This window comes from Pontibacter sp. CAU 1760 (assembly GCF_054482735.1).
In genome coordinates this window covers 93,004-117,596 of record NZ_JBTLRL010000002.1, presented here as the reverse complement: position 1 = coordinate 117,596, position 24,593 = coordinate 93,004, and the positions used below count along the sequence as shown (strand labels likewise).

At 51.9% G+C, this 24,593-nt stretch carries 21 protein-coding genes; 14 read left to right on the top strand and 7 right to left on the bottom strand.

Annotated features, from left to right (window positions below):
- Nucleotides 1-156 precede the first annotated feature (156 nt).
- Nucleotides 157-1,521 (top strand): GDSL-type esterase/lipase family protein, encoded by a 1,365-nt coding sequence (locus ACXYMU_RS03105; protein WP_458984888.1) that lies wholly within the window; start codon nt 157-159, stop codon nt 1,519-1,521.
- 5 nt (nt 1,522-1,526) lie between these two features.
- Here ACXYMU_RS03105 and ACXYMU_RS03100 read toward each other — a convergent pair whose 3' ends face one another.
- Together ACXYMU_RS03100 and ACXYMU_RS03095 are read right to left on the bottom strand one after the other, a co-directional pair.
- Entirely contained in the window at nt 1,527-2,153 is a 627-nt protein-coding gene (locus ACXYMU_RS03100; RefSeq protein WP_458984887.1) for a phosphoribosyltransferase, read from the bottom strand.
- 115 nt (nt 2,154-2,268) lie between these two features.
- Nucleotides 2,269-2,943 carry a dienelactone hydrolase family protein gene (locus ACXYMU_RS03095; RefSeq protein WP_458984886.1) on the bottom strand — a complete coding sequence of 225 codons (675 nt, stop codon included), beginning with the start codon at nt 2,941-2,943 and terminating at the stop codon, nt 2,269-2,271.
- Between the two features lie 159 nt (nt 2,944-3,102).
- Between ACXYMU_RS03095 and ACXYMU_RS03090 the strand changes: the two genes are divergently transcribed.
- The 4 genes from ACXYMU_RS03090 (at nt 3,103) to ACXYMU_RS03075 (ending at nt 10,163) form a co-directional block, all read left to right on the top strand.
- On the top strand, nt 3,103-3,744 hold the full coding sequence (locus tag ACXYMU_RS03090) for a hypothetical protein (protein WP_458984885.1): 642 nt from the start codon (nt 3,103-3,105) through the stop codon (nt 3,742-3,744).
- Nucleotides 3,745-3,887: 143 nt separating this feature from the next.
- Complete coding sequence (gene nfi, locus ACXYMU_RS03085) at nt 3,888-4,571, top strand: deoxyribonuclease V (RefSeq protein WP_458984884.1); 684 nt, start codon at nt 3,888-3,890, stop codon at nt 4,569-4,571.
- A gap of 204 nt (nt 4,572-4,775) precedes the next feature.
- Complete coding sequence (gene clpB, locus ACXYMU_RS03080) at nt 4,776-7,397, top strand: ATP-dependent chaperone ClpB (RefSeq protein WP_458984883.1); 2,622 nt, start codon at nt 4,776-4,778, stop codon at nt 7,395-7,397.
- Nucleotides 7,398-7,754: 357 nt separating this feature from the next.
- Entirely contained in the window at nt 7,755-10,163 is a 2,409-nt protein-coding gene (locus tag ACXYMU_RS03075) for a T9SS type A sorting domain-containing protein (protein WP_458984882.1), read from the top strand.
- 79 nt (nt 10,164-10,242) lie between these two features.
- Here the strand turns inward: ACXYMU_RS03075 and ACXYMU_RS03070 are convergent, their stop codons facing one another.
- Complete coding sequence (locus ACXYMU_RS03070) at nt 10,243-11,277, bottom strand: Gfo/Idh/MocA family protein (RefSeq protein WP_458984881.1); 1,035 nt, start codon at nt 11,275-11,277, stop codon at nt 10,243-10,245.
- Between the two features lie 374 nt (nt 11,278-11,651).
- On the opposite strand from ACXYMU_RS03070, the gene ACXYMU_RS03065 reads away from it, so the two are divergent.
- Nucleotides 11,652-12,215, top strand: coding sequence for a hypothetical protein (locus ACXYMU_RS03065; RefSeq protein WP_458984880.1), 564 nt, complete (start codon nt 11,652-11,654; stop codon nt 12,213-12,215).
- Between the two features lie 95 nt (nt 12,216-12,310).
- On the opposite strand, the gene ACXYMU_RS03060 is transcribed toward ACXYMU_RS03065, so the two are convergent.
- Nucleotides 12,311-13,627, bottom strand: coding sequence for a lactonase family protein (locus tag ACXYMU_RS03060; protein ID WP_458984879.1), 1,317 nt, complete (start codon nt 13,625-13,627; stop codon nt 12,311-12,313).
- A gap of 267 nt (nt 13,628-13,894) precedes the next feature.
- Here ACXYMU_RS03060 and ACXYMU_RS03055 point away from each other — a divergent pair, with 267 nt between their 5' ends.
- Together ACXYMU_RS03055 and ACXYMU_RS03050 are read left to right on the top strand one after the other, a co-directional pair.
- Nucleotides 13,895-14,488: a HupE/UreJ family protein gene (locus ACXYMU_RS03055; protein ID WP_458984878.1), complete on the top strand. Its 594-nt coding sequence runs from the start codon at nt 13,895-13,897 to the stop codon at nt 14,486-14,488.
- Nucleotides 14,489-14,568: 80 nt separating this feature from the next.
- Nucleotides 14,569-16,902 carry a M1 family metallopeptidase gene (locus ACXYMU_RS03050; RefSeq protein WP_458984877.1) on the top strand — a complete coding sequence of 778 codons (2,334 nt, stop codon included), beginning with the start codon at nt 14,569-14,571 and terminating at the stop codon, nt 16,900-16,902.
- 78 nt (nt 16,903-16,980) lie between these two features.
- Here the strand turns inward: ACXYMU_RS03050 and ACXYMU_RS03045 are convergent, their stop codons facing one another.
- Complete coding sequence (locus ACXYMU_RS03045; RefSeq protein WP_458984876.1) at nt 16,981-18,327, bottom strand: NAD(P)/FAD-dependent oxidoreductase; 1,347 nt, start codon at nt 18,325-18,327, stop codon at nt 16,981-16,983.
- 204 nt (nt 18,328-18,531) lie between these two features.
- The gene (locus ACXYMU_RS03040; protein ID WP_458984875.1) at nt 18,532-19,203 is read right to left on the bottom strand and encodes a carboxypeptidase-like regulatory domain-containing protein; all 672 of its coding nucleotides are present in this window, start codon (nt 19,201-19,203) and stop codon (nt 18,532-18,534) included.
- A gap of 76 nt (nt 19,204-19,279) precedes the next feature.
- On the opposite strand from ACXYMU_RS03040, the gene ACXYMU_RS03035 reads away from it, so the two are divergent.
- Together ACXYMU_RS03035 and ACXYMU_RS03030 are read left to right on the top strand one after the other, a co-directional pair.
- The gene (locus ACXYMU_RS03035; RefSeq protein WP_458984874.1) at nt 19,280-19,666 is read left to right on the top strand and encodes an ArsR/SmtB family transcription factor; all 387 of its coding nucleotides are present in this window, start codon (nt 19,280-19,282) and stop codon (nt 19,664-19,666) included.
- 150 nt (nt 19,667-19,816) lie between these two features.
- Nucleotides 19,817-20,518, top strand: coding sequence for a YjjG family noncanonical pyrimidine nucleotidase (locus ACXYMU_RS03030; RefSeq protein ID WP_458984873.1), 702 nt, complete (start codon nt 19,817-19,819; stop codon nt 20,516-20,518).
- A gap of 96 nt (nt 20,519-20,614) precedes the next feature.
- Here ACXYMU_RS03030 and ACXYMU_RS03025 read toward each other — a convergent pair whose 3' ends face one another.
- Nucleotides 20,615-20,800 (bottom strand): hypothetical protein, encoded by a 186-nt coding sequence (locus ACXYMU_RS03025; protein ID WP_458984872.1) that lies wholly within the window; start codon nt 20,798-20,800, stop codon nt 20,615-20,617.
- 355 nt (nt 20,801-21,155) lie between these two features.
- Between ACXYMU_RS03025 and pruA the strand changes: the two genes are divergently transcribed.
- The 4 genes from pruA to ACXYMU_RS03005 all read left to right on the top strand — a co-directional run bounded on the left by pruA (nt 21,156) and on the right by ACXYMU_RS03005 (nt 24,529).
- Complete coding sequence (gene pruA / locus ACXYMU_RS03020) at nt 21,156-22,790, top strand: L-glutamate gamma-semialdehyde dehydrogenase (RefSeq protein ID WP_458984871.1); 1,635 nt, start codon at nt 21,156-21,158, stop codon at nt 22,788-22,790.
- A gap of 210 nt (nt 22,791-23,000) precedes the next feature.
- On the top strand, nt 23,001-23,381 hold the full coding sequence (locus tag ACXYMU_RS03015) for an NADH-quinone oxidoreductase subunit A (protein ID WP_458984870.1): 381 nt from the start codon (nt 23,001-23,003) through the stop codon (nt 23,379-23,381).
- Between the two features lie 82 nt (nt 23,382-23,463).
- Nucleotides 23,464-24,018 carry an NADH-quinone oxidoreductase subunit B gene (locus tag ACXYMU_RS03010; protein ID WP_458984869.1) on the top strand — a complete coding sequence of 185 codons (555 nt, stop codon included), beginning with the start codon at nt 23,464-23,466 and terminating at the stop codon, nt 24,016-24,018.
- A gap of 4 nt (nt 24,019-24,022) precedes the next feature.
- A complete protein-coding gene (locus tag ACXYMU_RS03005) occupies nt 24,023-24,529 on the top strand; it encodes an NADH-quinone oxidoreductase subunit C (RefSeq protein WP_458984868.1) in 507 nt (168 codons plus the stop codon).
- Nucleotides 24,530-24,593 lie beyond the last annotated feature (64 nt).

The following is a 24,593-nucleotide window of genomic DNA, read 5'->3' as shown; positions in this document are numbered from 1 at the left end:
CAGAAGTGAGCCGTTACCTTTCCTGCACTTCGCGTATACTTTTTTGGATTACGTATTCCTGCTCTCCACACCTAACCTTTGTTTAAACACAGGCCGTAACAGCCTGTAAGCTTCCTGCATCCTTTTAAAAGGAAAAAGCGCACTTACATTTTACTTATGGCATACCTCTTCAGCTTTATCAATTTATACCTTATCCGCTATCTACTGGTCTTTTACTTTGCTTCTATAGCTATTACCCCAGCGCATTCACAGGTAAAGCTAATGGTCTTAGGCAACTCAATTACACAGGGCAATGCCACTTACCCAGGCTACCGCTACGAGCTATGGAAGATGATGGTAGACGACAACCTTGATGTTGAGCTAGTGGGTTCGCACGATGTGAACCATGATGAAGCAGTCCCCGCCGTAAAAGGCAGCACGTACAAAGGCAGGACTTATACGAACCGCAACGAGGGCCATTGGGGATGGAGCACCGATGAGGTATTGAACGGGAAAGACGGAAAAGGCAAGCTGGCAGAATGGCTCCAAACCTATACCCCCGACATGGTATTAATGCACCTGGGCACAAACGACATGTTCAGGCAGTGCAGCGCAGGAGCATCAGACCCCAACAAAGCCTGTTTCCAGGAAACGATCAACGAGCTTAAGCTGGTGGTTCAGCAGATTAGAGCCAAAAACCCGAACGCTACAATCTTTATCGCAAAGCTTATACCCGCCTACATCCAGAAAGTAGGCCCGGAAGCTGTCTTCAATATCAATGAGCTGAACAAGCGAATTCCTGCATTGGTAACAGAACTGAATAAACCTGAGTCGCCGGTTATACTGGTTGACCAGAACAGTGGATTCGATGCTACCACAGGCGTAGACACGCATGACGGTGTTCACCCGAACACTAGCGGTGAATTGAAAATGGCGCAGAAATGGTTTGATGCCATGCAGCCCCTCGTCACTCCGTTTCCGGTAGAGTTGCTGTCCTTCAGCGCAATGCTTAATCATGCCGGTCAGCCTGTTTTAAAATGGAAGACTGCCTCCGAAAAGAACAACGCTTTTTTTGAGATAGAACGCGCTACCGACGAGCAGGCATTTCTGAAAATAGCCCAGGTGAAGGGAGCCGGAACTACGCCTACTGAACAAACCTATACCTTTGCAGATCTTAGTGCCCCTGCAGGAGTGTTACATTACCGCTTGAGGCAAGTCGATGTAGACGGGACCAGCAGCATCTCTAAAATTGTTGTGGTGCAGGTGCCGGAAAGAGAAGTAAAATTACGGGTATACCCTACTCGCAGCAACAACAGAACGAACCTTAACTTAACCTTGCACCATCATGAAACCGGGCATCGCGCTGAGTTGGTTGTATATAATATGGCAGGAAAACGAGTATACCAGCAACGCAGCCTATTCAGCCAGAACGGCACAATCCAGACGCTGATTCCGACACATCATTTAAAGAAAGCAGGTTTGTACCTTGTGCGCGTAGTTGTAGGCCAAGAAGTGTTTCACAGCAAGTTCATGCTGGAGTAGTACACTCACGCCTTATCTTGCTCCTCCATGAGGTGTATCACCTGCTCATTGCTCACCTGCGGGAATTCTATGTAAAACTGCCCGACCGCCTGAAAGATAGACGGGACCAGCAAGCATACAAAGTCATCTACCATATGGCTGAAATGCACTGCTGCAGAGGGAGGCGCGACAGGCACTGCCACCACAATTTTGCGCGGATGCTCTTTCTGGACCAGCTCCACGGTTGCCTCCAGCGTTTTGCCTGTTGCAATGCCATCATCCACAATAATCACTACCCGGTTTTGGAGAGGGGTGCGCGGACGGCCACCCATAAAGAGTGCATGCTTTTGCTTGAGGCTTTGGCGGATGCGTTTAACTTCTTCTTCGATGTACTCCTGCGGCACCTCGGCACGGTCGTCTACAGCAACACTGTCCAAACTCACCGCGCCAATGGCAAACTCCTGGTTAGCCGGATGGCCTATCTTCTTGGATAGGGTTACCTCCAGTGGCATTCCGAGCTTGTGCGCAATATAGGCTCCAATGGGCACCCCACCGCGCGGTATGGCGAGCACTACCCCTGGCACCCCTTCATACTCCTTCAGTTGTTCGGCTAACAGCTGGGCGGCTTCCTCTCTGTTCTGTAAAATCTCCATGCGGCTATAAATTAGGTGTATACATGCACGATTGCCTGACGATTGAGGCCATGTCTGGCAAAAGGGCTACCCCATACCCTTTTGCCACCTAGCAGGCATGCAAACGCACATTCAACTACTGGTGCAGGGGCTGTTGCTTATCCGGCCTCAGGTATTTCCGGAACCAGTCGGTAGCGAGCTGTGCAACCATTTCTAAAGCGCCTGGTTCTTCGAACAGGTGGGTGGCATCCGGCACTATTTCCAGGTCCTTGATGCATTGCATGCGGTTTTGCGCCTGTATGTTTAGGCGCAGGACTTCCTCGTCGCGCCCGCCCACAATCAACAGCGTGGGCACTCGCAAGTCAGGCAGCACGGCATCGGCTAAGTCTGGCCGGCCACCCCTGCTAACAACAGCCTTGATCAGGTCAGGGCCTTCGGCGGCGGCGGCCCCGATGGCAGAAGCAGCACCCGTACTTGCCCCGAAGAAGCCAATGTTAAATGGCTTGGTACGCGGATCTCGCTGCACCCAGTATGTGGTATCAATCAGGCGCCTGGTCAGTTTCGGAATATCAAACCGGTTTTGGTTGTCGCGGTCCTCCTCCTCCGTCAGCAAGTCGAAAAGTAGCGTGGCAAAGCCCGAGCGTTGCAGATGCTCCGCTACAAAGCGGTTGCGTGTACTCAGCCGGCTGCTCCCGCTTCCGTGCGAAAAAACAATTAGCCCTGCGGCACGCCCCGGGATGATCAAATCCCCGATTAAGGTAACGCCCTGCACCTCGATGCGGACACTTCCGTTGAAGGTATCGTTTGCCATAGCTTGTGTGTATAAATAGCGGCTATGCAATAGCCCCCTCTCTAAACGTACGACCACACAGATCCAAGGTTGAGAAGCACAGACTACCGCTGCTGTAAGCCGTATCTTAAAATAAGTCAACCCTTTATGACAATGCACAAACAACTACTCCTAATTTTAATGATAGGCCTATGTGCCTGTGGCGAGCAAAATCAAACAGAGCACACCCGCAGCATCGACGATACAGATTCGCTACAGGCAGTACAGGATGAGTCGGTGCGAAAGGGCAGTCAACAGTTGCCGGACACAGCCCTGTTCCGGCAGGCCTTCAACCAATTCTTCCACGCGCTACAAACTGCCGATACTACCCTGCTCAACCAGTTTATACATCCGGAGCAGGGTGTCTGGCTAATAGAGCAGCCGGGTGCCATGCCGAAAATGACCCACGTTCGCGACCTTCGGAATTTTAAGCGGGAGTACCAAGACCGCTCATTCTTCACGGTGGCAAAAGAGATGCAGGTATGCCGGTTAAAGCAGGAGCCCTTCCCTACGTTTGACTGTGGCGATATGGACTATGAGAAAGGCCAAAGCGGCTATAGCAAGGAAGGCTGCTTTGCCTGGAAGCCAGACAAGTTTCAGAAAAGCGGGTACTGGGACTACGCCAGCTTATCCCCGGATCAGCTGCAACACATCCATGCACTGCTGCCACATCTGCAGCGATCGGTGCTGCATACCGATACCTCGTTTGAGTTTCACTTCGGTTACCTGGATGGCAGTTGGTACCTGCTTTTCGCCAAACTTATATACCCCTGCAGCGCGTGAGTCAATTTTGAATGACTGAATTTTGAATGACTGAGTAAAAAAGCACGTATGTGTTACACGCATCCTATGTTCAATTATACTGTCGTTACAGTCATTTAAATACGTATTCAGTTATTCAAAATTCAGTCATTCAGAATTAACCTATGGCCTACTTTCGCAACTTCAATGCTCCTCCACCCGACCCCCAACTTCTGCAGGCACTCACCGAACAGCAGCAGCAACTACAAGCGCGCATCGTCCTGCAAAAACCCGATTTCGACCTCAAACTAATCGCGGGTTGCGACTCGTCCTTTATCGGCGAAGACACGATCCTTTCAGTATTCGTGCTGCTGACCTACCCCGGTTTAGAAGTGCTGGAGAAGGTATGGCACCACGGCCCCGTGGAGTTGCCCTATGTACCGGGTTTCCTGTCTTTCCGTGAGGCTCCTAACCTACTCAAAGCCTATGAAAAGCTACAGCAAAAGCCTGACCTGATCATGGTGGACGGGCATGGCATCTCACACCCGCGCCGCCTCGGCATTGCCACGCATCTGGGCTTGCAACTGAACCTGCCTACCATGGGCGTTGCCAAGAAAGTGCTGGTAGGCAAATATACCGAACCCGCCCTAACCAAAGGCGCTGTGTCGCCGCTGGTGTATAAGAATGAAGTGGTGGCTAATGTGCTTCGCACCAAGGATAATGTTAAGCCCGTCTTCGTATCCCCCGGTCACCTCATGGACCTGGACTCGGCCACAGCCATTGCCCTGCACTGTTCAATCAAACACAAACTACCCGAACCCACCCGCCTGGCAGACCATTATGCGGCGGTGTTTAAGAAGTCCGTCTGAATCAGGATCTACAGGGTTTTCTTCCGCTCGGATAGATCTGCAGGCTGTTAGAATTGAAATCCTGTTTCAGACATTTTGGCTGCTTTGATTGCTTTCGCACTTCAAAACATGACATAATTACACTAAAAACACCTAAAAGTACCACTGGTGCGTAAGTTGTTATGAGATACACAGCAGTAAAACCATGAGAAAACAAACAAAGGCATGAACTTTAACAACTATACCATCAAAGCGCAGGAGGCCATCCAAAAGGCAACGGAGATTGCCGGTGGCAACCAACAGCAAGCGATTGAAACGGGCCACATCCTGAAGGCAATTTTCCAGACGGATGAGAACGTGACGAACTTCCTGCTGCAAAAACTTAATATTAACGGCAATATCCTCAACAGTAAGCTGGATGAGACTGTCGCCGGTTACCCCAAAGTAACGGGTGGCGGTGGTCCGTATTTGGCGAACGATGCGAACACTGCCTTGCAGAGAGCCACTTCATACCTGAAAGAATTCGGCGATGAGTATGTGGCCATCGAGCACATGCTGCTGGGCCTGCTGGCGGGCCGCGACAAAGTAGCCGGCTTGATGAAGGATGTCGGATTCAACGAGAAAGACCTTAAAAAAGCCATCAAAGAGTTGCGGGGCGGTGCCAAAGTAACCGACCAAAACGCTGAGGCCAAGTACAACTCGCTGAAGCGCTATGCCAAGGACCTGAATGAGCTGGCACGGGCTGGAAAAATCGACCCGGTGATTGGTCGTGATGAAGAAATCAGGCGTGTGCTCCAGATCCTGAGTCGGCGCACCAAGAACAACCCGGTGCTGCTGGGTGAGCCTGGTGTGGGAAAGACAGCCATAGTGGAGGGCCTGGCGCAGCGCATTGTAGCCGGTGACGTGCCTGAAAACCTAAAATCGAAGACCTTGATGAGCCTGGACATGGGCCTGCTGGTGGCGGGTGCCAAGTATAAGGGGGAGTTTGAGGAGCGCCTGAAAGCGGTGATTAAAGAAGTGATCGATGCCGAGGGCGAGATCGTGCTTTTTATCGACGAGATCCATACCCTGATTGGGGCGGGTGCCGGAGGCGAGAGCGCCATGGATGCCGCAAACTTACTGAAACCGGCGCTGGCGCGGGGCGAACTGCATGCCATCGGTGCTACTACCCTAAAGGAATACCAGAAGTATATCGAGAAGGACAAAGCTTTGGAGCGCCGTTTCCAGGCCGTGATGGTGGACGAGCCAAACGTGCCCGATGCCATCTCCATCCTCCGTGGTATCAAAGACAAGTATGAACTGCACCACGGCGTGCGCATCAAGGACGATGCGATCATCTCGGCCGTTGAGCTGTCGAACCGCTATATTTCCGACAGGTTTTTGCCGGATAAGGCCATTGACCTGATGGACGAAGCCGCTGCCAAACTGCGTATCGAGATCGACTCGCTGCCGGTGGAACTGGACGAGCTGCAGCGCCGCATCATGCAACTGGAGATTGAGCGAGAGGCCATCCGTCGTGAGAACGACAAGGATAAGGAAACTGTGCTGACCAAGGAGATAGCGGACCTCTCGGGTAAGCGCGACGACCTAAAAGCCAAGTGGCAGAACGAAAAGCAGCTGATTGAAGGCTTACAGAAAGAGAAAGAGAATATTGAGGGGTATAAACTGGAGGCCGAACAGGCCGAACGCTCCGGCGACTATGGCCGCGTGGCCGAGCTGCGCTACGGCAAGATACAAGAGGCAGAAGCCAAGGTACAGCAATTACAGGAGCAGGTGCACCAGATGCAGGGCGAGAACCCAATGCTGAAGGAGGAGGTAACCGCCGAGGATATTGCGGAGGTAGTAGCCAAATGGACCGGTATACCTGTGAGTAAAATGCTGCAAAGCGACCGCGAGAAACTCCTCAACTTGGAGCAGGAGCTAGGCAAACGCGTGGCAGGCCAGGAAGAAGCCATCGAGGCAATTTCGGATGCCGTGCGCCGCAGCCGCGCCGGTATGCAGGACCCGCGCCGCCCGATCGGCTCGTTCATTTTCCTGGGTACAACGGGGGTGGGTAAAACAGAGCTTGCCAAGGCACTGGCCGATTACCTGTTTAACGACGACAACGCCATGGTGCGCATCGACATGAGCGAATACCAGGAGCGCCATGCGGTAAGCCGTTTGATCGGTGCGCCTCCGGGCTACGTGGGGTATGACGAGGGTGGTCAGTTAACAGAGGCTATCCGCCGCAAGCCTTACTCAGTGGTGCTGCTCGATGAGATTGAGAAAGCGCACCCGGATGTGTTCAACATCCTCCTGCAGGTGCTAGACGATGGCCGCCTGACCGATAGCAAAGGCCGTGTGGTGAACTTCAAGAACACCATCATCATCATGACCTCTAACATAGGGTCGCACATCATCCAGAGCAATTTTGAGAACATGGATGAGTTTAACCATGATGAGGTGATAGAGCGCACAAAGGATGAAGTGTTTGACTTGCTGAAGAAGTCGGTAAGGCCGGAGTTCCTGAACCGGATTGACGAGCTGGTGATGTTCCGACCGCTGAGCCGTGGGGATATCCGCAAGATCGTCACCATCCAGTTCCGCCACATCCAGGACCGCCTGGAAGAAACAGGTATACAGTTGGTTGCCAGTAACGAGGTGCTGGATTACCTGGGTGAGCAGGGGTATGATCCGCAGTTTGGCGCCCGCCCGCTGAAGCGTGTGCTGCAGCGCCAGATCCTCAATGAGCTGTCAAAGGAAATCCTGTCTGGCAGCATCAGCAAAGATGCTGTGGTGGAGGCCGTGCTTGAAAAAGGAAAAATCCGGTTTAACAATGTCAACATCAAACTGCCGACGGAGCAGTAAAATATTATAGTTTAAAAGTTTAGCTAAAGAAAAAGGCCTCCCATCTGGGAGGCCTTTTTCTTTAGCTAAACTTGTAAGAATGAGCTCGACTGCACCAAGCAACTATACTCAACCAAGTAAATTTTAAACTAAAACAAGCGAGTTGCAAATAAAATTCACATATGACAAAACAAGCATCACAAATGCTTAAGCATATTTTAAGGACTTTAAAATATAACTATTCAAATAAATACATAGGAACTAAACATTAATTAAAACTTAAAAACGAAAACATTTAAATATATATAGATTATAATATTGTATATTTGTTTTATAGGAATGAATAAACCCATTACACATCTACGAAAATCTAATTAGATGAAGAAAATCTACTATTTCGTTACTAACACCCTGCGTATTTATTCCCAGCTCTTTTTTGTGTGCACGGCCTTGGTGTTTAGTGCCTTTGCAGTGCAGGCGCAAGTAGTTAACATTCCCGCTGCCGACACATATAGCTACACGCAAGACTTCAATACCCTACCTGCTTCCGGCGCATCAACTTTCACAAATGGCACGACGGTTAATGGGTGGTACCTGTTCCCGAACACCGCTGCTATCAATACCATCACAGCGAACGACGGCAGCAGCGTATCGGGGTTTCACAATTACGGAAACAGTAACAGCACCGATAGAGCGATAGGTTCGGCTGGTACCTCCGGCAATATCCAGTATGACACGAGGCTTGTGATGAAAAATACTTCCGGGGAAACAATCCGGCACTTCAGGGTAACCTATAAAGCGGAGATCTGGAATAAGTCTAATGGCAGTGAAAAACCTATCACGTTTACCTACGCTAAAAATTCTACGGTAGATCCTGCCTCCTCTTCCTATACAGAGATTAGTGTGACTGAGCTTTATGCAAACCTTGACTACAATGGCGCTTCAGGCAAAGTAAATGGCAACGATGTTTTTGTTAGAAAAAGCTTTTTAATTCGGAATGTGAACTTGGCACCAGGCAACGAAATCCGCTTCTCTTGGGGTGGGTCAAAATCATCCTGGGGCGCAGCTCTCGACGACGTAGTGATTGAGCCTGTAAACATCGCACATTACTATAATAAAGCGGGAACTAGCTTGAACGTACTTAGTAATTGGGGGACAAATCAAGATGGCAGTGGCTTGGCACCATTAAGTTTTACTGATGCCGATCAATACTTTCATATTAGGAACTACACCACGGGAAGCCAGCTAACACTTTCCGGAAGCTGGCAGATTCCTGGAATAAATTCCAGGATAGAGCTAGGCAATGGTAGTGCCGCAGTAACACTTACGATAACTAATGGTAATACTATTACAAGCAGCATTATTGACATTTTAGCTAATGCGACACTAAATATTGACTCTAATCAACAACCTGCACTTGGAAAGCTGGCTCCCACCAGTACAGTTATCTTCAACAAAAATGCTTCTGCTAAGATCACGGAGACCGTTGAATTTGGCAACGTAGTTTTGAAAGCCAAAGCTAGCGGGGCTGACACGGAATTCACAAACAATATAAAGGTAAATGGCAGGCTAACCATAGAAGGAGCAAGTCTGAAACTTGCTGATGGAAGGAAGCTTGAAGTAAGCGATAGGAACCTGGAACTGGACAATGCCTCTTCCATATCAAACGGCTCCGCGACCAGTTACATTGTTTTAACTGGACAAGGTAAAATCAGGAAAGGACTGGCGGCAAATTCACAAACCAAATTGCCTGTCGGTACCGTGGCGGGCGGATACAGCCCCGTAACCGTGACCAACAGCAACACAACGGCTGCCACTGTGAATGTGAGCGTAAAAGACAGCGACCTTTCCACTGCAGAAGCAAAAACTGCCGCTCAGAAAACGGTGAAGCCAATTATGAGCCGAACCTGGAACATAAGTACCCCAGAGGGCACGAATGCTAATGTTACCCTGGAGTGGGTGGCTACCACTGACGCCGACAAACTGCTGGTGGACGGTGATGAAGTGCATCTGATGCAGTTCAATGGAACCTCTTGGGAGATTGCGAAGGAATTCCTGGAGGTAAGTAAGTCAGCAGACACGCTATCTGTAACTTATTCTTACAACCCTGCCGATGTAACCCCGCAAAGCAGCTTGCGCGTTACCACCACACAGCAGGCAGTAGCTGCTCCCTTAGGCACCACGGAAGATACGCCACGGGCAGGCGATGTAACAGTAGGGTCTACCAATACCGTATTGCCCGTGGACCTGCTTAGCTTTACGGCCAAGGCATCTGAAGGGGGTGCTGTGGTTTTGAGCTGGGCCACTGCTCAGGAAAAAAACAACGCTTATTTCGAGGTGCAGCGCAGCCACGATGGAAAAAGCTTTGCCGCCATGGGGCGCAGACAAGGAAAAGGCACTACCGCCATTCGTGCGAACTATAGCTATACCGATACCCTGCCGCTGGCCGGAACTTCATACTACCGCTTACGCCAGGTAGATCAGGACGGCACTTTTAAAATACTGCCGACAGTAGTTGTTAACCTGGAGCAGGTAACAACGCCGCGAATGACCTTGTACCCTAACCCGAGCGAGGGACAAAACGTGCGCCTGTATGTGCAGGGCCTGCCTGCCGGAGAAGAAATGAAAGTATTGGTAGCGGATATGATGGGGAAGATCGTGCTTCGGAAGGAGCTGCCTGCAAACGGCGCTGTGCTGATACCTGCTACTCGCCTGAAGCCAGGTATGTACATCGTGACGGCGCGCAGTAAAACGCAGCTCATCACACAAAAACTGAGCATCAAATAAGTAAGCGTAAAGATTGATTAAAGTTTAGCAACCGAGCCCCGCTGTTCTGATAGAGCAACGGGGCTTTGCTTTATACACCTTACCGGCCAAGCACTATTCTTCTTCCCTCCCTTGCCGATTGCCGGGCAGCATCGAGGATTTTCATCACGGTCAGGTTATTCTCCAGGGAAGAGAGGTCTTCGGTAGGTTTGATCTCACCTCGCCATAAGGCATTGAAGTATGATACGTGGTCCTGGTAGGCAGTGGCGAGCGGCTCTACCCAGTGCATGCGGAACTGCACATCAGGCGCTTTCCGCGAACGCAAGGTCCGTTGGTCTGCCGCCTGCAAATAACCGCTTTGCCCGAATATTTCCAGGTCTTTTAAATTATAGGGCCAGTTCCAGGACGCTTCAATGATGCCGGTAGCTTGCGGGTATTCCAGTATAATGGTAGTGTCATCATCCACGTTCGGGTATATGTCAGGCTTTAGCTGACGGGTAATGGCTGACACAGCGGTGGGCTCCTGCCCATGCATCAACCAGGTCATTAGGTTCGCGCCATAGCACCCAAAATCTACAATAGCCCCGCCACCGTTTTTTGCAGGATCTGTCAGCCAATCCAGAAATTCCGCAGAGCAGCCTAACTCTTTTGGCCCGATGTTGCCGTCATGCGCCACCATTTTCCGAAGCTCTCCCACGGCTATCTGGTGTGTGGCCATAATGTATAGCTCGTGGTTGCTGGGGTACCAGGTGGTTTCGTAATTTGTGAGCAGGTGGATCTGGTGCTTTCGGGCCAGGGCCGCCATCTTCTCCGCATCCTGTAGGCTGGTGGCCAACGGCTTCTCTACCACTACGTGCACGCCCAGCGGGGCGCAGGCCTCCACTACCTGCAAATGCTCCGAAATGGCATTATAGGCCAGCACCACATCCGGTTTCTCGTGCTGCAGCAACTCCGGCAGGCTTTTGTAAAACAACGACTCCGCCAGCGGGTACTGCCGTCGGTAACGCTGCACCAGCGCCTGATTCTCTTCTGCTATACCTATCAGAAGCACGTCCATCTCCTCTAGCCGCTTCAACACATCGTGGGCATGGTCGTGAGAAAGGCCTGCCAACGCAACCTTTAAAGGTTGGTGCAAGGGTGCGGAGTAATTGTTTTTAAAAACCATCTGTACTATAGTAAGTATATTCTGCTATATGAAAATTATACAGCAAAGGTTTTTTCGCGTAAACCTGCCTTTGTTCCAAAGGCTTACGTAAAAGCATCAGCGTAATTTACCCTTCAAACTAACTTTTGTTAAATTTTCCTGGAAAAGGTTTCCCATACTAAAATAATACATGGCTTCTGTCCGGCTCCGTATTAGCGCTATCATTTACTGCACACAACCATACACCAGCAATTATAATACTCATATTAGACTGCAAATAAATACAATAACCGTATACAGATCGTGTACTTGCTCATCCTGTAGCGGGCCAAGCTTTTATCCGTCATCTTTTGAAATAAGGCTGTATGAAAAATACTAAGATTGTCTTTTTTACAGCCTGTTGGCTGCTGCTCCTTAGCTTATGTGTTGCTGTGGAGGCACAGAACCCGGATTTACAGGTTAAATATAGATGCTGGGTATACTTTGAGGGTTCTGCTCCAGCGTATAAAGGCGTACTGCTTAGCACTGGTGACTCAGCAATCCAAGTCCTGCCGGATGCTAAAAGCTACGCCTTTCCTCTGACAGCTGCTCAGACACCCACATCCATTCCGGCGACAGCTATCAAAGAAATCAGGTTCAGATCTAAAGGCAGGAAGGGCCGTGGTATGCTTTTTGGAGCTTTAATAGGAATCGCTACCGGTGCCATTATCGGTTTTGCAGATGGTGACGATGAAGGTACGTTCCTAGCATTTAGTGCCGAAGAGAAAGCATTCATGAGCAGTACATTATTGCTGCTGCCCGGAGCTGGTATTGGTGCACTGGTAAGCAGCGGAAAAGAGATAACCTATGTACAGGGCAACCTAGAAGTTTACCAGCTTGCCCGTAAAAGTTTACAACAGTATGCCTTGCAACCAAGTCCTTTATATTAGTGCGTTAAGCTTGTAGGGCTGGACAAACAACAAAAGAATAGAGAAACGCCAGCCAAACTGCTGACGCTTCTCTATTTGTACTTCTAAACTTTTGATTACTTAAAGTCAGGCACTACCTGCACACAGACCGGCTTGTGCATCTCTGCTTTGTGCCCGGTGGCAGTCAGTTTGCCGGTAGCTTTGTCTATTTTGAAAGAATTGACTGTATTGGAACGCTCGTTGGCCACCAACAGAATATTTCCGGTCAGGTCGATAGTCATGTCGCGGGGCCAGTCGCCGCCACAGTCCACGTTCTCTACATGCGCTATTTTGCCGGTGCTTTCGTCGATGCGGTACACCACGATGCTGTTGTGCCCCCGGTTCGACCCATACAGAAACTTCCCATCCGGAGACACCCTTACAGCAGCTGGCTGATTGTTTTCTTTATAGTCAACAGGCAGCGTTGGCAGGGTTTGAATTTCAGAGAAAGAACCGTCGCCGCTATTATAAGCCAATGCCGTCATGGTGGAGTTGAGTTCATTGATAACGTAGGCATACTTCCCGTTCGGGTGAAAAGCCAGTTGGCGTGGTCCGGCCCCTGGTTTTGTCGCAAAGGCTACTGCAGGCTTGGCAGGGCGCAGCCCATTCTCACCTTTCTCTAACTGGTAAGCATATATCTTATCTGTGCCGAGGTCTACGGCATACGCATATTTCCCATCAGGCCCCGGCGCCATGTAGTGCGCATGCGCAGCTTCTTGCCGGTCCTTGTTCGGGCCGGTGCCCTTGTGCTGTGCCACATCTGCGGCAGGGGCCAGCGTCCCGTCTTCCTGCACCGGGAACGCGGCTACGTTGCCGCCCATATAGTTCGCCACCAGTACCGTTTTACCGTCGTTGCCAACTGAAATATAGCACGGTGCCCCGCCTTTGGAGGCCACCCTGTTCAGCAGCGAGAGGTCGCCGTTTTGCTGATCTACGGCAAAAGCGCTGACAGCTCCGCTCTGCTGCCCCTCGTAGTCGCCGGTCTCGTTAACGGCGTACAGGTGGCTGCGCTGCTCATTCAGCGTGAGGAACGAGGGGTTAGGGCCGCCCTTAAAACTGCTGACGCGGGTGAGTTCCCCCGACTCCGGATTGATCTTGTACAGGAAAATACTGTTGCTGTCTGCATCGGCGTAAGTGCCTACATAAACCATGGCTGTTTCTTTGTTTGCTGTTTCAGCGGCCTCCGCACCTGCTGCGGCCGCTTGTTCTGGGTTATTGCCTGAGCTGCAGGCACCAAGTGCTAGGGATAAACTCATGATCCCTGCCGCTGCTACTTTTACAAAGGTGCGGCGCTCATGGTTTCGGGGTTGCTTCATCATGTATGATTCGTTGCTTCTGTCTTTATTTGCTTGTTTGATGGTGTAGTTCGGCTCTGGGATGACAGCTTCCACCATATCTTTACTTATTACCTAAATCACTCGGTATGCACGCCACCGCAATGCGCTGGCAACTCAATAATGGTCTACCTATGCAGGTATAAATGCTTTCGGCAATGCATGCTCAAAATAGCAATTATTACCGACTCCGGCAGTGTTCCCTCCGCTATTTATACCTAAAACAGCTATTCCCCACTCTCTCATGCATCTTGCGCGCTTGCAACTCTGTGCGCAATAGCTTAATTTGCATAGGCATTATCACGCTCTAATTCTGCCCGCTACCCTGTGTCATCCGTTTTCTCGACTTACCTCAAACTAGGCTTCCATCACATTTTCGATTTCAAGGCATACGACCACATGCTGTTTTTGCTGGCGTTGAGTGCTATTTATACCCTTGCTGATTGGCGCAAGGTCATTGCCCTGGTTACTTCCTTCACCATCGGCCATTCCGTTACGCTGGCACTCGCTACTTTCAATGTCATTCGGTTCAACGCAAACCTAATCGAGTTCCTCATTCCGGTAACCATTCTGCTGACCTGCATCACCAACTTCTTTAAGTTAAAGGGGGCGGCCAGCAAACAGCCTACCCTTATGTCGGTGCATAACCTGATGGCGGCTGGCTTTGGTTTGATCCACGGAATGGGTTTCTCTAATTTCCTGAAGGCGATGCTGGGGCGCAACGGCAGTATCTGGCAAGAGCTGCTGGCTTTTAACATCGGCATAGAACTGGGGCAACTGCTCATCGTGCTGCTCATCTTGCTGGGAGCCGCTGCGGCCATGCACTTATTCCGGGCTAAGCGGCGCGACTGGATTATGGTGCTGTCGAGTGCTGCGGCAGGCGTGGCATTGGTTTTGATGCTAGAAAGCTATAATTTTTAGGGTTCAAACACTTATATTTGAACTTTACATCGCCTTATACCCCTTAACTTTACCTAACCTAACCAACTTACCTGACACTCATGAAAAACTTTCTAACAGGTTTGGCACTGTTGGGACTGGCAGCTGGGCCGCTTGCGGCGCTGGCCCAGGACACCAAGTTCGCCCAGCTGGGGCAAGAACTGCCAACCCCAAACACCTACCGCACCGCTTCGGGCGCTCCGGGCCACCAGTACTGGCAGCAGCGTGCCGACTATAACATCAAGGTGGAGCTGGACGACCAAAACCAGGCTATCACCGGTTCTGAGACCATCACCTATACCAACAACTCACCGGATGTGCTGAGTTACCTGTGGGTACAACTCGACCAGAACATCTTCGAGCCCAAGTCCATGAGTAACCTGACCAAGACGGGCAGCCTGAACGACAAGATGTCGATGCAGGCCGTGGATTACCTGACGCGCGAGGAGTTTGACGGCGGCTTCAAAATCAGCAAAGTGACGGACCGTGGCGGCAAAGCGCTGAACCATACCATCAACAACACCATGATGCGGGTAGACCTGCCCTCGCCGCTGAAACCAAACCAGAGCTTCACGTTTAACGTGGACTGGAAAAACAACATCAACGACCAGAAAGCCCTGGGTGGCCGCTCGGGGTATGAGTACTTCCCGAAGGACGGCAACTACCTGTACGAGATGGCGCAGTGGTTCCCGCGCATGGCCGTGTACGACGACGTGAACGGCTGGCAGCACAAGCAGTTCCTGGGCAGCGGCGAGTTTGCCCTGCCTTTCGGCGACTACAAGGTGAGCATCACGGTACCTGCCGATCATGTGGTGGGTGCAACCGGCGAACTACAGAACGCCAGCCAGGTACTGACCTCTACGCAGCAGAAGCGCTGGGCACAGGCTGCCAAAAGCGATGACCCGGTGGTGATCGTGACCCAGGAGGAAGCCGCGAAAGCCGAGAAGGACAAAGCCACGGGCAAGAAAACCTGGGTGTACGCCGCCAAAAACGTGCGCGACTTTGCCTGGGCGAGCTCGCGTAAGTTTATCTGGGACGCCATGAACGTGAATGTGGGCGGCAAGAATGTGCTGGCCATGTCATACTACCCGAAAGAGGCAAACCCACTGTGGGGACAGTATTCTACGGAGGCCGTTGCGCATACCCTGCGCACTTACTCCAAGCGCACCATCGACTACCCATACCCGGTGGCGATCTCGGTACATGGCCCTGTGGGCGGCATGGAGTACCCGATGCTCTCTTTCAATGGTTACCGCCCGGAAGAGGACGGCACTTACTCCGATCGCACCAAATACGGCCTGATCTCCGTGATCATCCACGAGGTGGGCCACAACTTCTTCCCGATGATCATCAACTCGGATGAGCGCCAGTGGACGTGGATGGACGAAGGCCTGAACACCTTTGTGCAGTACCTGTCGGAGCAGGAATGGGAGCGTAACTACCCATCGCGCCGCGGCGAGCCGAAAGACATCGTGGACTATATGAAAAGCGCCAAAAACACCCAGACACCGATCATGACTAACTCGGAGTCGGTGCTGCAGTTCGGCCCGAACGCCTACGGCAAGCCGGCCACCGGCCTGAACATCCTGCGCGAGACCATTATGGGCCGCGAGCTGTTTGACTATGCCTTTAAAGAATATGCCAACCGTTGGGCCTTCAAGCACCCGATGCCAGCCGACTTCTTCCGCACCATGGAAGACGCTTCTGGCGTGGACCTGGATTGGTTCTGGAGAGGCTGGTTCTATACCACCGATCATACCGACATCGCCCTGACAGACGTGAAGTGGTATACCATCGACGCACAGGATCCGGAGTTTGTAAACGCACAGCGCCGCGAGCAGCTGAACAGCGAGCCCAAGACGCTTTCGCAGCAGCGCAACCTGCAGGACATCTCTAAAACCCTGGTAGAGCGCAAGCCTGCCCTGAAGGATTTCTATAACTCTTATGACCCACTGGCTACCACAGCCGCTGACCAGCAGCGTTACCAGAGCTTCGTGAAGAACCTGTCTGAAGAGCAGAAAAAAGCGCTTAACTCCGGCCTTAACTTTTATGAGGTAAGCTTTAAAAACCAGGGCGGTTTGGTAATGCCTCTGATCGTGAAGATGACGTTTGAAGACGGCGCCGAGGAAGTGGTAAACATCCCGGCCGAGATCTGGCGTTATGATAACAACGATATCACAAAGGTGTTCATCACAGAGAAGCCGGTGGTCAGCTTTGTGCTGGACCCGTACCTGCAGACAGCAGACGTGGATATGTCCAACAACAGCTACCCACGCCAGATGGCTCCTTCCCGCTTTGAACTGTATCAGCAGAACCGCCAAGCGCAGCCTAACCCCATGCAGCGCCGCGCTACCAGCCGTACCAACGGCAACAGCACTGGCAGCTCTGCCCAGTAGGGTATAGATAGCACAAGCAAAGAGGGCTTCAGATTCTGTCTGAAGCCCTCTTTGCTTATAAACAGGTTCTCAAACCTGTTACTCAGTGTTGTATTGGTCGAAGAACTTGCGCTTTACGCGGTCGCCTTTGCGCACGAATGGCCGGATGATAAGGCGGGTACCGCGCTCATACGTAAAGAAGCGATAGAGCCAGTTGCTGAGCACCACCAATTTGTTCCGGAAGCCCACCAGGTAGGCAATGTGCACAAACAACCAGATCATCCAGGCTAAGAAGCCCCCAATGTGCTTATCGCCGGGCAAGTCGGCTACGGCGCGGTTACGGCCGATGATGGCCAGCGAGCCCTTGTCAAAATACTTGAACGGCTCCAGCGGCTCGTGCCGGATCAACCGCTTCAGGTTTTTGGCAAGCAGCTTTCCTTGCTGAATGGCCGGCTGTGCTACGCCCGGGTGCCCCCGTGGGTATTCATCCGATTTCATGGCGGCGATGTCGCCGATGGCAAAGATATCGCTGTAGCCCACTACCTGGTTAAAGTGGTTTACCAGCACCCTACCCCGCTCCACGGCCTCCGGAGGTAACCCTTCAATCAGCGCACCCGATACGCCTGCTGCCCAAATCAGGGTATGGGTTTGGATGGATTCTCCGCTCTTGAACACGGCTGTGCTGCCATCATAAGATTCCACCAAGGTGTTTAGCTTCACGATGATTCCCATTTCCTCCAGGTACTTCTTCGTGCGGGCACTCGCCGACGCCGACATGGGCGGCAAGACCCTGTCCAGGCCTTCTACCAGGTAAATGTTCATCTGGTTGAAATCCATCCCCGGATAATCGGTCGGAAGAATATAACGCCGCATCTCCGCCAGTGCCCCTGCCAACTCCACGCCCGTAGGCCCGCCTCCCACAATCACGAAGTTCAGGAGGCTTTGCCTGGTGGCGGGGTCCTTGGTCATGTTGGCCTGCTCAAACGACTGCAGCATCTGGCTGCGCAGGTTCAGCGCATCCGGTATCTGCTTGAGCGGGAAAGCGTATTTTTTGATCTGCTCGTTACCGAAGTAATTGGACTTAGTGCCGGTGGCAATCACCACATAGTCGTAAGGCAGGTCGCCGATGAGCGTGGAGACTGTTTTTGTGGCGGGGTTGACCCCGGTCACCTTTACCAGCCTGAAATGGAAGTCAGAGAAATCGTCGCTTCCGAACATCTTGCGAAGCGGCTCGGCAATGGCGTCCGGCTCCAGCCCGGCGGTGGCTACCTGGTAGAGCAGCGGCCAGAAGCCGTGGTAGTTCTGCCTGTCAAACATCACCACCTGGAAGTCATCGTTGTTGAGTTTCTTAGCCAGGTTTATACCCCCAAAGCCTCCGCCAATAATAACCACCCGGGGCTTGGTAGTGGCGGGTATATTCAATGATAGTTTTTCGGTTTCCAGCATAGGTATGGTTCTTTGTCCAATATCGCATGTACCTTGCGCCAACAACAGGTATAAGATGCATACCAGTTAACGGCTTGATAAGGCTGCTACAATCGGAAATAACGAAACATACACGGCATAGTTACCTGCCGCCGCCAGTAGGGCTCAGAATAATACAACCGGGGCAAAGGCACACCAGCTGTAAAGCCACGAAAGGGTAAGGATTTACTTCTGCTTGAAATCGCCGTTGAGGATCGATTTGATAAGGGTCGGGATGGCGAAAGGGCTGATACCGGTCTGGATCATGTACCTGTTCTGCTGCAGTTGCCGCTGCTGCTGCATGCTGTGCCGGAAGTTTCCCACGCCATCCATGGGGGTAGATTTGAAGAGTTCTTCGAGGCGCTCGGGGTCCAGGTTGCGCATGGCGATGGCGCGACCCTCGTCCGGCAGCTTCACGTTTGCCACTGCTTCCCGGAAGTCGCGTTCGGTGGCCCACGGAAACACATCCACGGTGGGTAGCTCGGTGGGGTCTTCCTGCAGCTGCATGATGATGGAATAACTTTGGCTGCTATAGGACCTGGGGATAACCAGGTACTGCTTCTTGAACCCGATGGCACTGAACATCACGCTATCGCCGGCCAGCACAGGCACCGAGAAAAAGCCATATTCGTTGGACATTGTGCCACGGCTGGTGCCCGGCACATAAATACTCACCCCCGTCACCCCGTACAGGCTATCGCCGGTGGCCACAAAGCCCGACAGCTGCACCACGCGCTTCTGCTGCTGGGCGGCTGCTTCCTGTGGGGCTCCCCAGCATAGAAAGAGTACCAGCAGCGACAACATGAGCCTATAAAAAGGCTTTGCCTCAGAAGGAAACGGGTGTTTAAACAAATTCATGCGTTACAATTATACTATATTTATCTTTTAAAATAGCTGCTTTTACCTAATTTTGTTCCCATTGCCCACCCTATCTATGAGACTCAAACACTTTAGCCTTTCTTTTGGCGAGCAGGTTCTGAAGGCCCTTGCCGACGAATCACGTATTCGCATTTTGCACCTGATCCTGCGCAACAAAGAAATGTGCACGTCTGACCTGGAGCAGGTGCTGGATTTTACGCAAACCAAGACCTCGCGCCACCTCTCCTACCTGCGCAATGCGGGCCTGGTGACCCCCCGAAAGCTGGACCAATGGGTGTTTTATGCTGTGAAGGAAGAAGCAGCTGACTTCATCAACCAGATTTTTGCCTACATGGAGCGCGATGCGGCCCTGCAGAAAGACAGCGAGGTATACGAGATTCTGTTCTCTAACCGCGAGCTGGCCGTGAACAAGCTGCAAACCCGCCGCTGGACTTCCCTGTAGCCTTTTCCTGGTTCCAACATAACTGGCCAGCACGTATAATATTGTACTGCTCCCCACAGATGTTTTGCCCGGTGCTTCCGCAAAACAATGCTATTTTTAAAACATCCGTTCCCTCGGCGCGTTTTACCTATTCTTAAGCAGCACTTCCGCATGAAAGCATACACCCATATTCTCTTCGACCTCGACCATACCCTCTGGGATTTCGAGAAAAACTCCGAAGAAACCATTTACGCCCTTTACGAACAGTTTAACCTGGCCAGTTTCGGAAAGTTTGACTCCACCTCTTTTTACAAGAAGTATAAGTTTGTGAATGTGCGCCTCTGGGACCTTTATAATAAGGGACACATTAAGCAGGCGGAGTTGCGCGAGAGCCGCTTCGTGAAAACGCTAACCGGCCTTGGCCTGGAACCGCATGAGGTGCCGGTGGGCATTTCGGAGGCCTACATCGACCAATGCCCCACCAAGACAGCCGTGTTCCCTTATGCCTACGAGGTGCTGGAGTACCTGAAGCCCAGGTACGGCCTGCATATCATCACGAACGGCTTTAAAGAGGTGCAGCACATCAAAATGAACTCCTCTAAGCTACACGGCTATTTCGGGGAGGTGATTACCTCGGAGTGCTGCGGCTACAAAAAGCCGGACCGCCGCATGTTTGAGCATTTGCTGGAGCGCATCCGCGTAAGGCCGGAGGAGTGCTTGATGATCGGGGACAACTACGAGTGCGACATTGAGGGGGCGCGCGATGCCGGAATCGACCAGGTGTTCTTTAACCCGGAGATGCACCGCCAGAAGCGCAGCCCCAAGCCAACCTACGAGATCTCCTGCCTCAGCGAATTAAAGCTGATTCTGTAACGTATACTTGTGAACGAGAAAGCCCGGCGCCATACCCTTTTCTCGGGTTCGGCGCCGGGCTTTTTGCATTTACAGGGTTAAGCTTTGTGGCAGCGACTACCTTGCCCCATCCTCTGCTATGTGCTGGTGCGCTGCTTTGGTGCTCACATGCACGTTCTCCTGCTTCGCCTTTTCAGTGGCAGTGTCTTTGTTCAAGGTATAATTAGCCGCTTCGGCCGCAAAGGAGAAGCCAAGTGCTAGTGCCAGCATGATTTTTCCGTAGATCTTGTTTCTGTTTTTCATAGTAATCAATTGCATTGCCTGCCATGCACGATGGCAGGGAGAGGCTTTACGAGTATCTGCCCGTAAAAGGTTATATGAGCAGGCAACCTTTACTTGTTTGATAAAGCAGGATCATACCGCCTCATAGCCGTTCCCTCTGTACCTGCAAGCAGTTGCAGCGATCCAATTTCCGGCCTGCGTTGTTTGGTGTTCCATACCTGCGCCATTGGCTTGCTTTAAGCTGCTGCTGGCACGGAACAGGCCTACGGATGCCACTTTTCCCATAAATCCAGTTACATTTGTAAAGAAGGCACTCCTATTTCCGTAGGACCTTCAGGAATACCTTATACATATTTATAATCACAATTATAAACGCATGGCAACCGGATTCTTCAAAGTACCTACTCCTACTAACGAACCAGTATTATCTTACGCACCGGGCTCTCCTGAAAAGGAAGAACTGTTGCGCACTTACAAAGAACTTAAGTCGAAGCAACTGGACGTGCCGATGTATATTGGCGGCGACAGGGTGTTTACAGACAACAAGCAGCCAATGCTGCAGCCGCACGACCACCAGCACATCCTGGGCCACTTCAGCGAAGGCGACGCGTCCCACGTGGAACAAGCCATCAACGCGGCTCTGGCCGCACGCGATATGTGGGCCGACATGGCCTGGGAGCACCGCGTGAGCATCTTCCTGAAAGCCGCCGAGTTACTGGCTGGTCCATGGAGGGCACGCCTGAACGCAGCCACCATGCTGGGCCAGTCGAAAAACGCGTACCAGGCTGAGATCGACTCTGCCTGCGAGCTGATCGACTTTTTGCGCTTTAACGTCCAGTACGCCACTGACATTTACCGCATGCAGCCGGAGTCTTCTCCGGGGGTATGGAACCGCACCGAGCACCGCGCATTAGAGGGCTTCGTGTTCGCCCTGACGCCGTTTAACTTTACGGCCATTGCGGGCAACCTGCCAACTTCTGCAGCCATGATGGGCAATGTGGTGGTATGGAAGCCAGCGCACACCCAGATCTATGCAGCGCACATGATCATGGAGTTGCTGCAGGAAGCCGGCCTTCCGGATGGCGTGATTAACCTGGTGTATGTGGATGGCCCGACAACGGGCGATGTTGTTTTCAAGCACCCTGACTTTGCCGGCATCCACTTTACAGGCAGCACCGGCGTGTTCCAGCATATCTGGAAAGAGATCGGCAACAACATCCATAATTACAGATCATACCCGCGCATTGTGGGCGAAACGGGCGGCAAGGACTTTATCTTCGCCCATAAAACGGCCCAGGCCAAAACAGTGGCAACAGCTATCACAAGGGGTGCGTTTGAGTTCCAGGGCCAGAAATGCTCTGCCGCTTCCCGTGCCTACATCCCGAGCAACCTCTGGGAAGAGGTAAAAAACTTCGTGATCGAGGACCTGAAGTCCTTTAAAATGGGGCCTCCGGAGGATTTCTCCAACTTCATCAATGCGGTGATCGACGAGAAGTCGTTTGACAAGATCGCCAGGTACATCGACAATGCCAAGGAGAGCAACGAAGTGGAGCTGATCGCGGGTGGTAACTACGACAAGTCGAAAGGCTACTTCATCGAGCCAACCGTGCTGCTGGCGCATAACCCGACCTACGTAACCATGTGCGAGGAGATTTTCGGGCCGGTGATCACGGTGTATGTGTATGATGAGAACAACGCCGACGAGACACTGGAGCTGGTAAACTCCACTTCGCCCTATGCCCTGACAGGCGCTATCCTGAGCCAGGACCGTTACTTTATAGAGTATGCGGCCAAGAAACTGCAGAATGCTGCCGGTAACTTCTACATCAACGACAAGCCGACAGGCGCCGTGGTGGGCCAGCAGCCGTTTGGCGGTGCGCGTGCCTCCGGAACCAACGACAAGGCCGGCTCTATGCTGAACCTGCTGCGCTGGGTGTCTGCCCGCTCTATCAAGGAGACGTTTAACCCACCGGTAGATTACCGCTACCCGTTCCTGGGCAAGGACAAGTAAGTTTCTGACCTTCTATATCGCAAGGCGGCCATGTTCTGAAAAGAGCATGGCCGCTTCGATTTTGGGACCGGATAATCAAACGTATCCTTATTTCCGATTTTGCATCCGTACACCCGATTAATTGCATTATCTACTATACATATATGCTTTTGATTGTTGGCTATTTATACCTAATTTTGTTGCTTACTTTTACAAAAGGACCACCGCATTATGGAATCAACTGTGGATCAGTATGTACCATCTGATTACTTGCCAATTCTAATCCAGTTTGCAGCCGCCCTTGGCTTTGTGATTTTTGCGCTCACGCTCACGCACCTGCTCGGCCCTAAGCGCGACAGTGCCGTGAAAGGCGCCGCCTGGGAAAGCGGTATTGAGTCGGTGGGCGACGCCCGTACGCCAATCTCCTACAAGTACTTTATGACGGCCATCCTGTTTGTGCTGTTCGACGTGGAAATTATCTTCCTATACCCATGGGCAGTCAACTTTCGCAGCTTTGGCCTGGAGGGCTTCCTGCAGATGCTCGTGTTTATGGGCCTGCTGCTGGCGGGCTTCTTCTACGTCATCAAAAAAGGCATCCTGAACTGGGAATAGGGCATTAAACTTTTACAAGTGCACATGTGTTGAACAACAGGGCATTGGCTGCCCACACTTGTAGAATAAAACTATCCTTAAAATGAGCGATTCAAATAACGATATCAAATTAGTGGACGCGCCGGATGGTGTGTCTGGTGCAGGTTTCTTCGCCACCTCATTCGAGAAAGTAATCGGTTTGGCCCGCAAGCATTCGCTGTGGCCTTTGCCGTTTGCTACTTCCTGCTGCGGCATCGAGTACATGGCCACCATGGGCTCCAACTACGACATTTCACGCTTCGGATCGGAGCGCCCGAGCTTCTCACCGCGCCAGGCGGACATTCTGATGGTGATGGGCACCATTGCCAAGAAGATGGGGCCCGTGGTGAAGCAGGTATACGAGCAGATGGCTGAACCGCGCTGGGTGATCGCTGTTGGGGCTTGCGCCTCTTCCGGCGGTATCTTCGACACATACTCTGTGCTGCAGGGCATCGACCGCATCGTGCCGGTGGATGTGTACGTGCCGGGTTGCCCACCGCGCCCTGAGCAGATCCTGGACGGCCTTATGCGTGTACAGGACCTGGCAGAAAACGAATCGCTGCGCCGCCGCAACTCTCCGGAGTACCAGGCACTGTTAGCCTCTTACAACATTAAATAAGCAAATGGAGCTTACGAACGAAAACGTACTCGGCAAAATCATCAGCAAGTTTGGGGAAGACAACGTCCGGGATGCTTTTAACCCGGATGGCATCATGACGCTCACCACGAACCGTGAGACGATCATTGACCTGATCCGGTACCTGTCTGACGATGAGGAGTTGCAAATCCGCTTCCTGACCACACTTTGCGGCATCCACTTCCCGGACCAGAAAGACAAGGAACTGTGCGTGATGTACCAGTTGCACAGCCTGCGTCATAACTTCCGCATTCGCCTGAAGGTGTTTATGCCAACCGGAGACCCTGTGCTGCCAACCGTGACCAATCTCTACGCTACCGCCAACTGGATGGAGCGCGAGACCTTCGACTTTTACGGCATTATTTTCACCGGCCACCCGAACCTGACGCGCATCCTCAACATCGACGAGATGGAGTACCACCCAATGCTGAAGCAGTATCCGCTGGAAGACCAGACAAGGGAAGACAAGATAGACACGTTTTTCGGGCGCTAAGCCAACAGGCTGCTTCCCTGCCAGCGTGCAGGACCTGAGGCGGCCCCTTAACAAAGTATACATC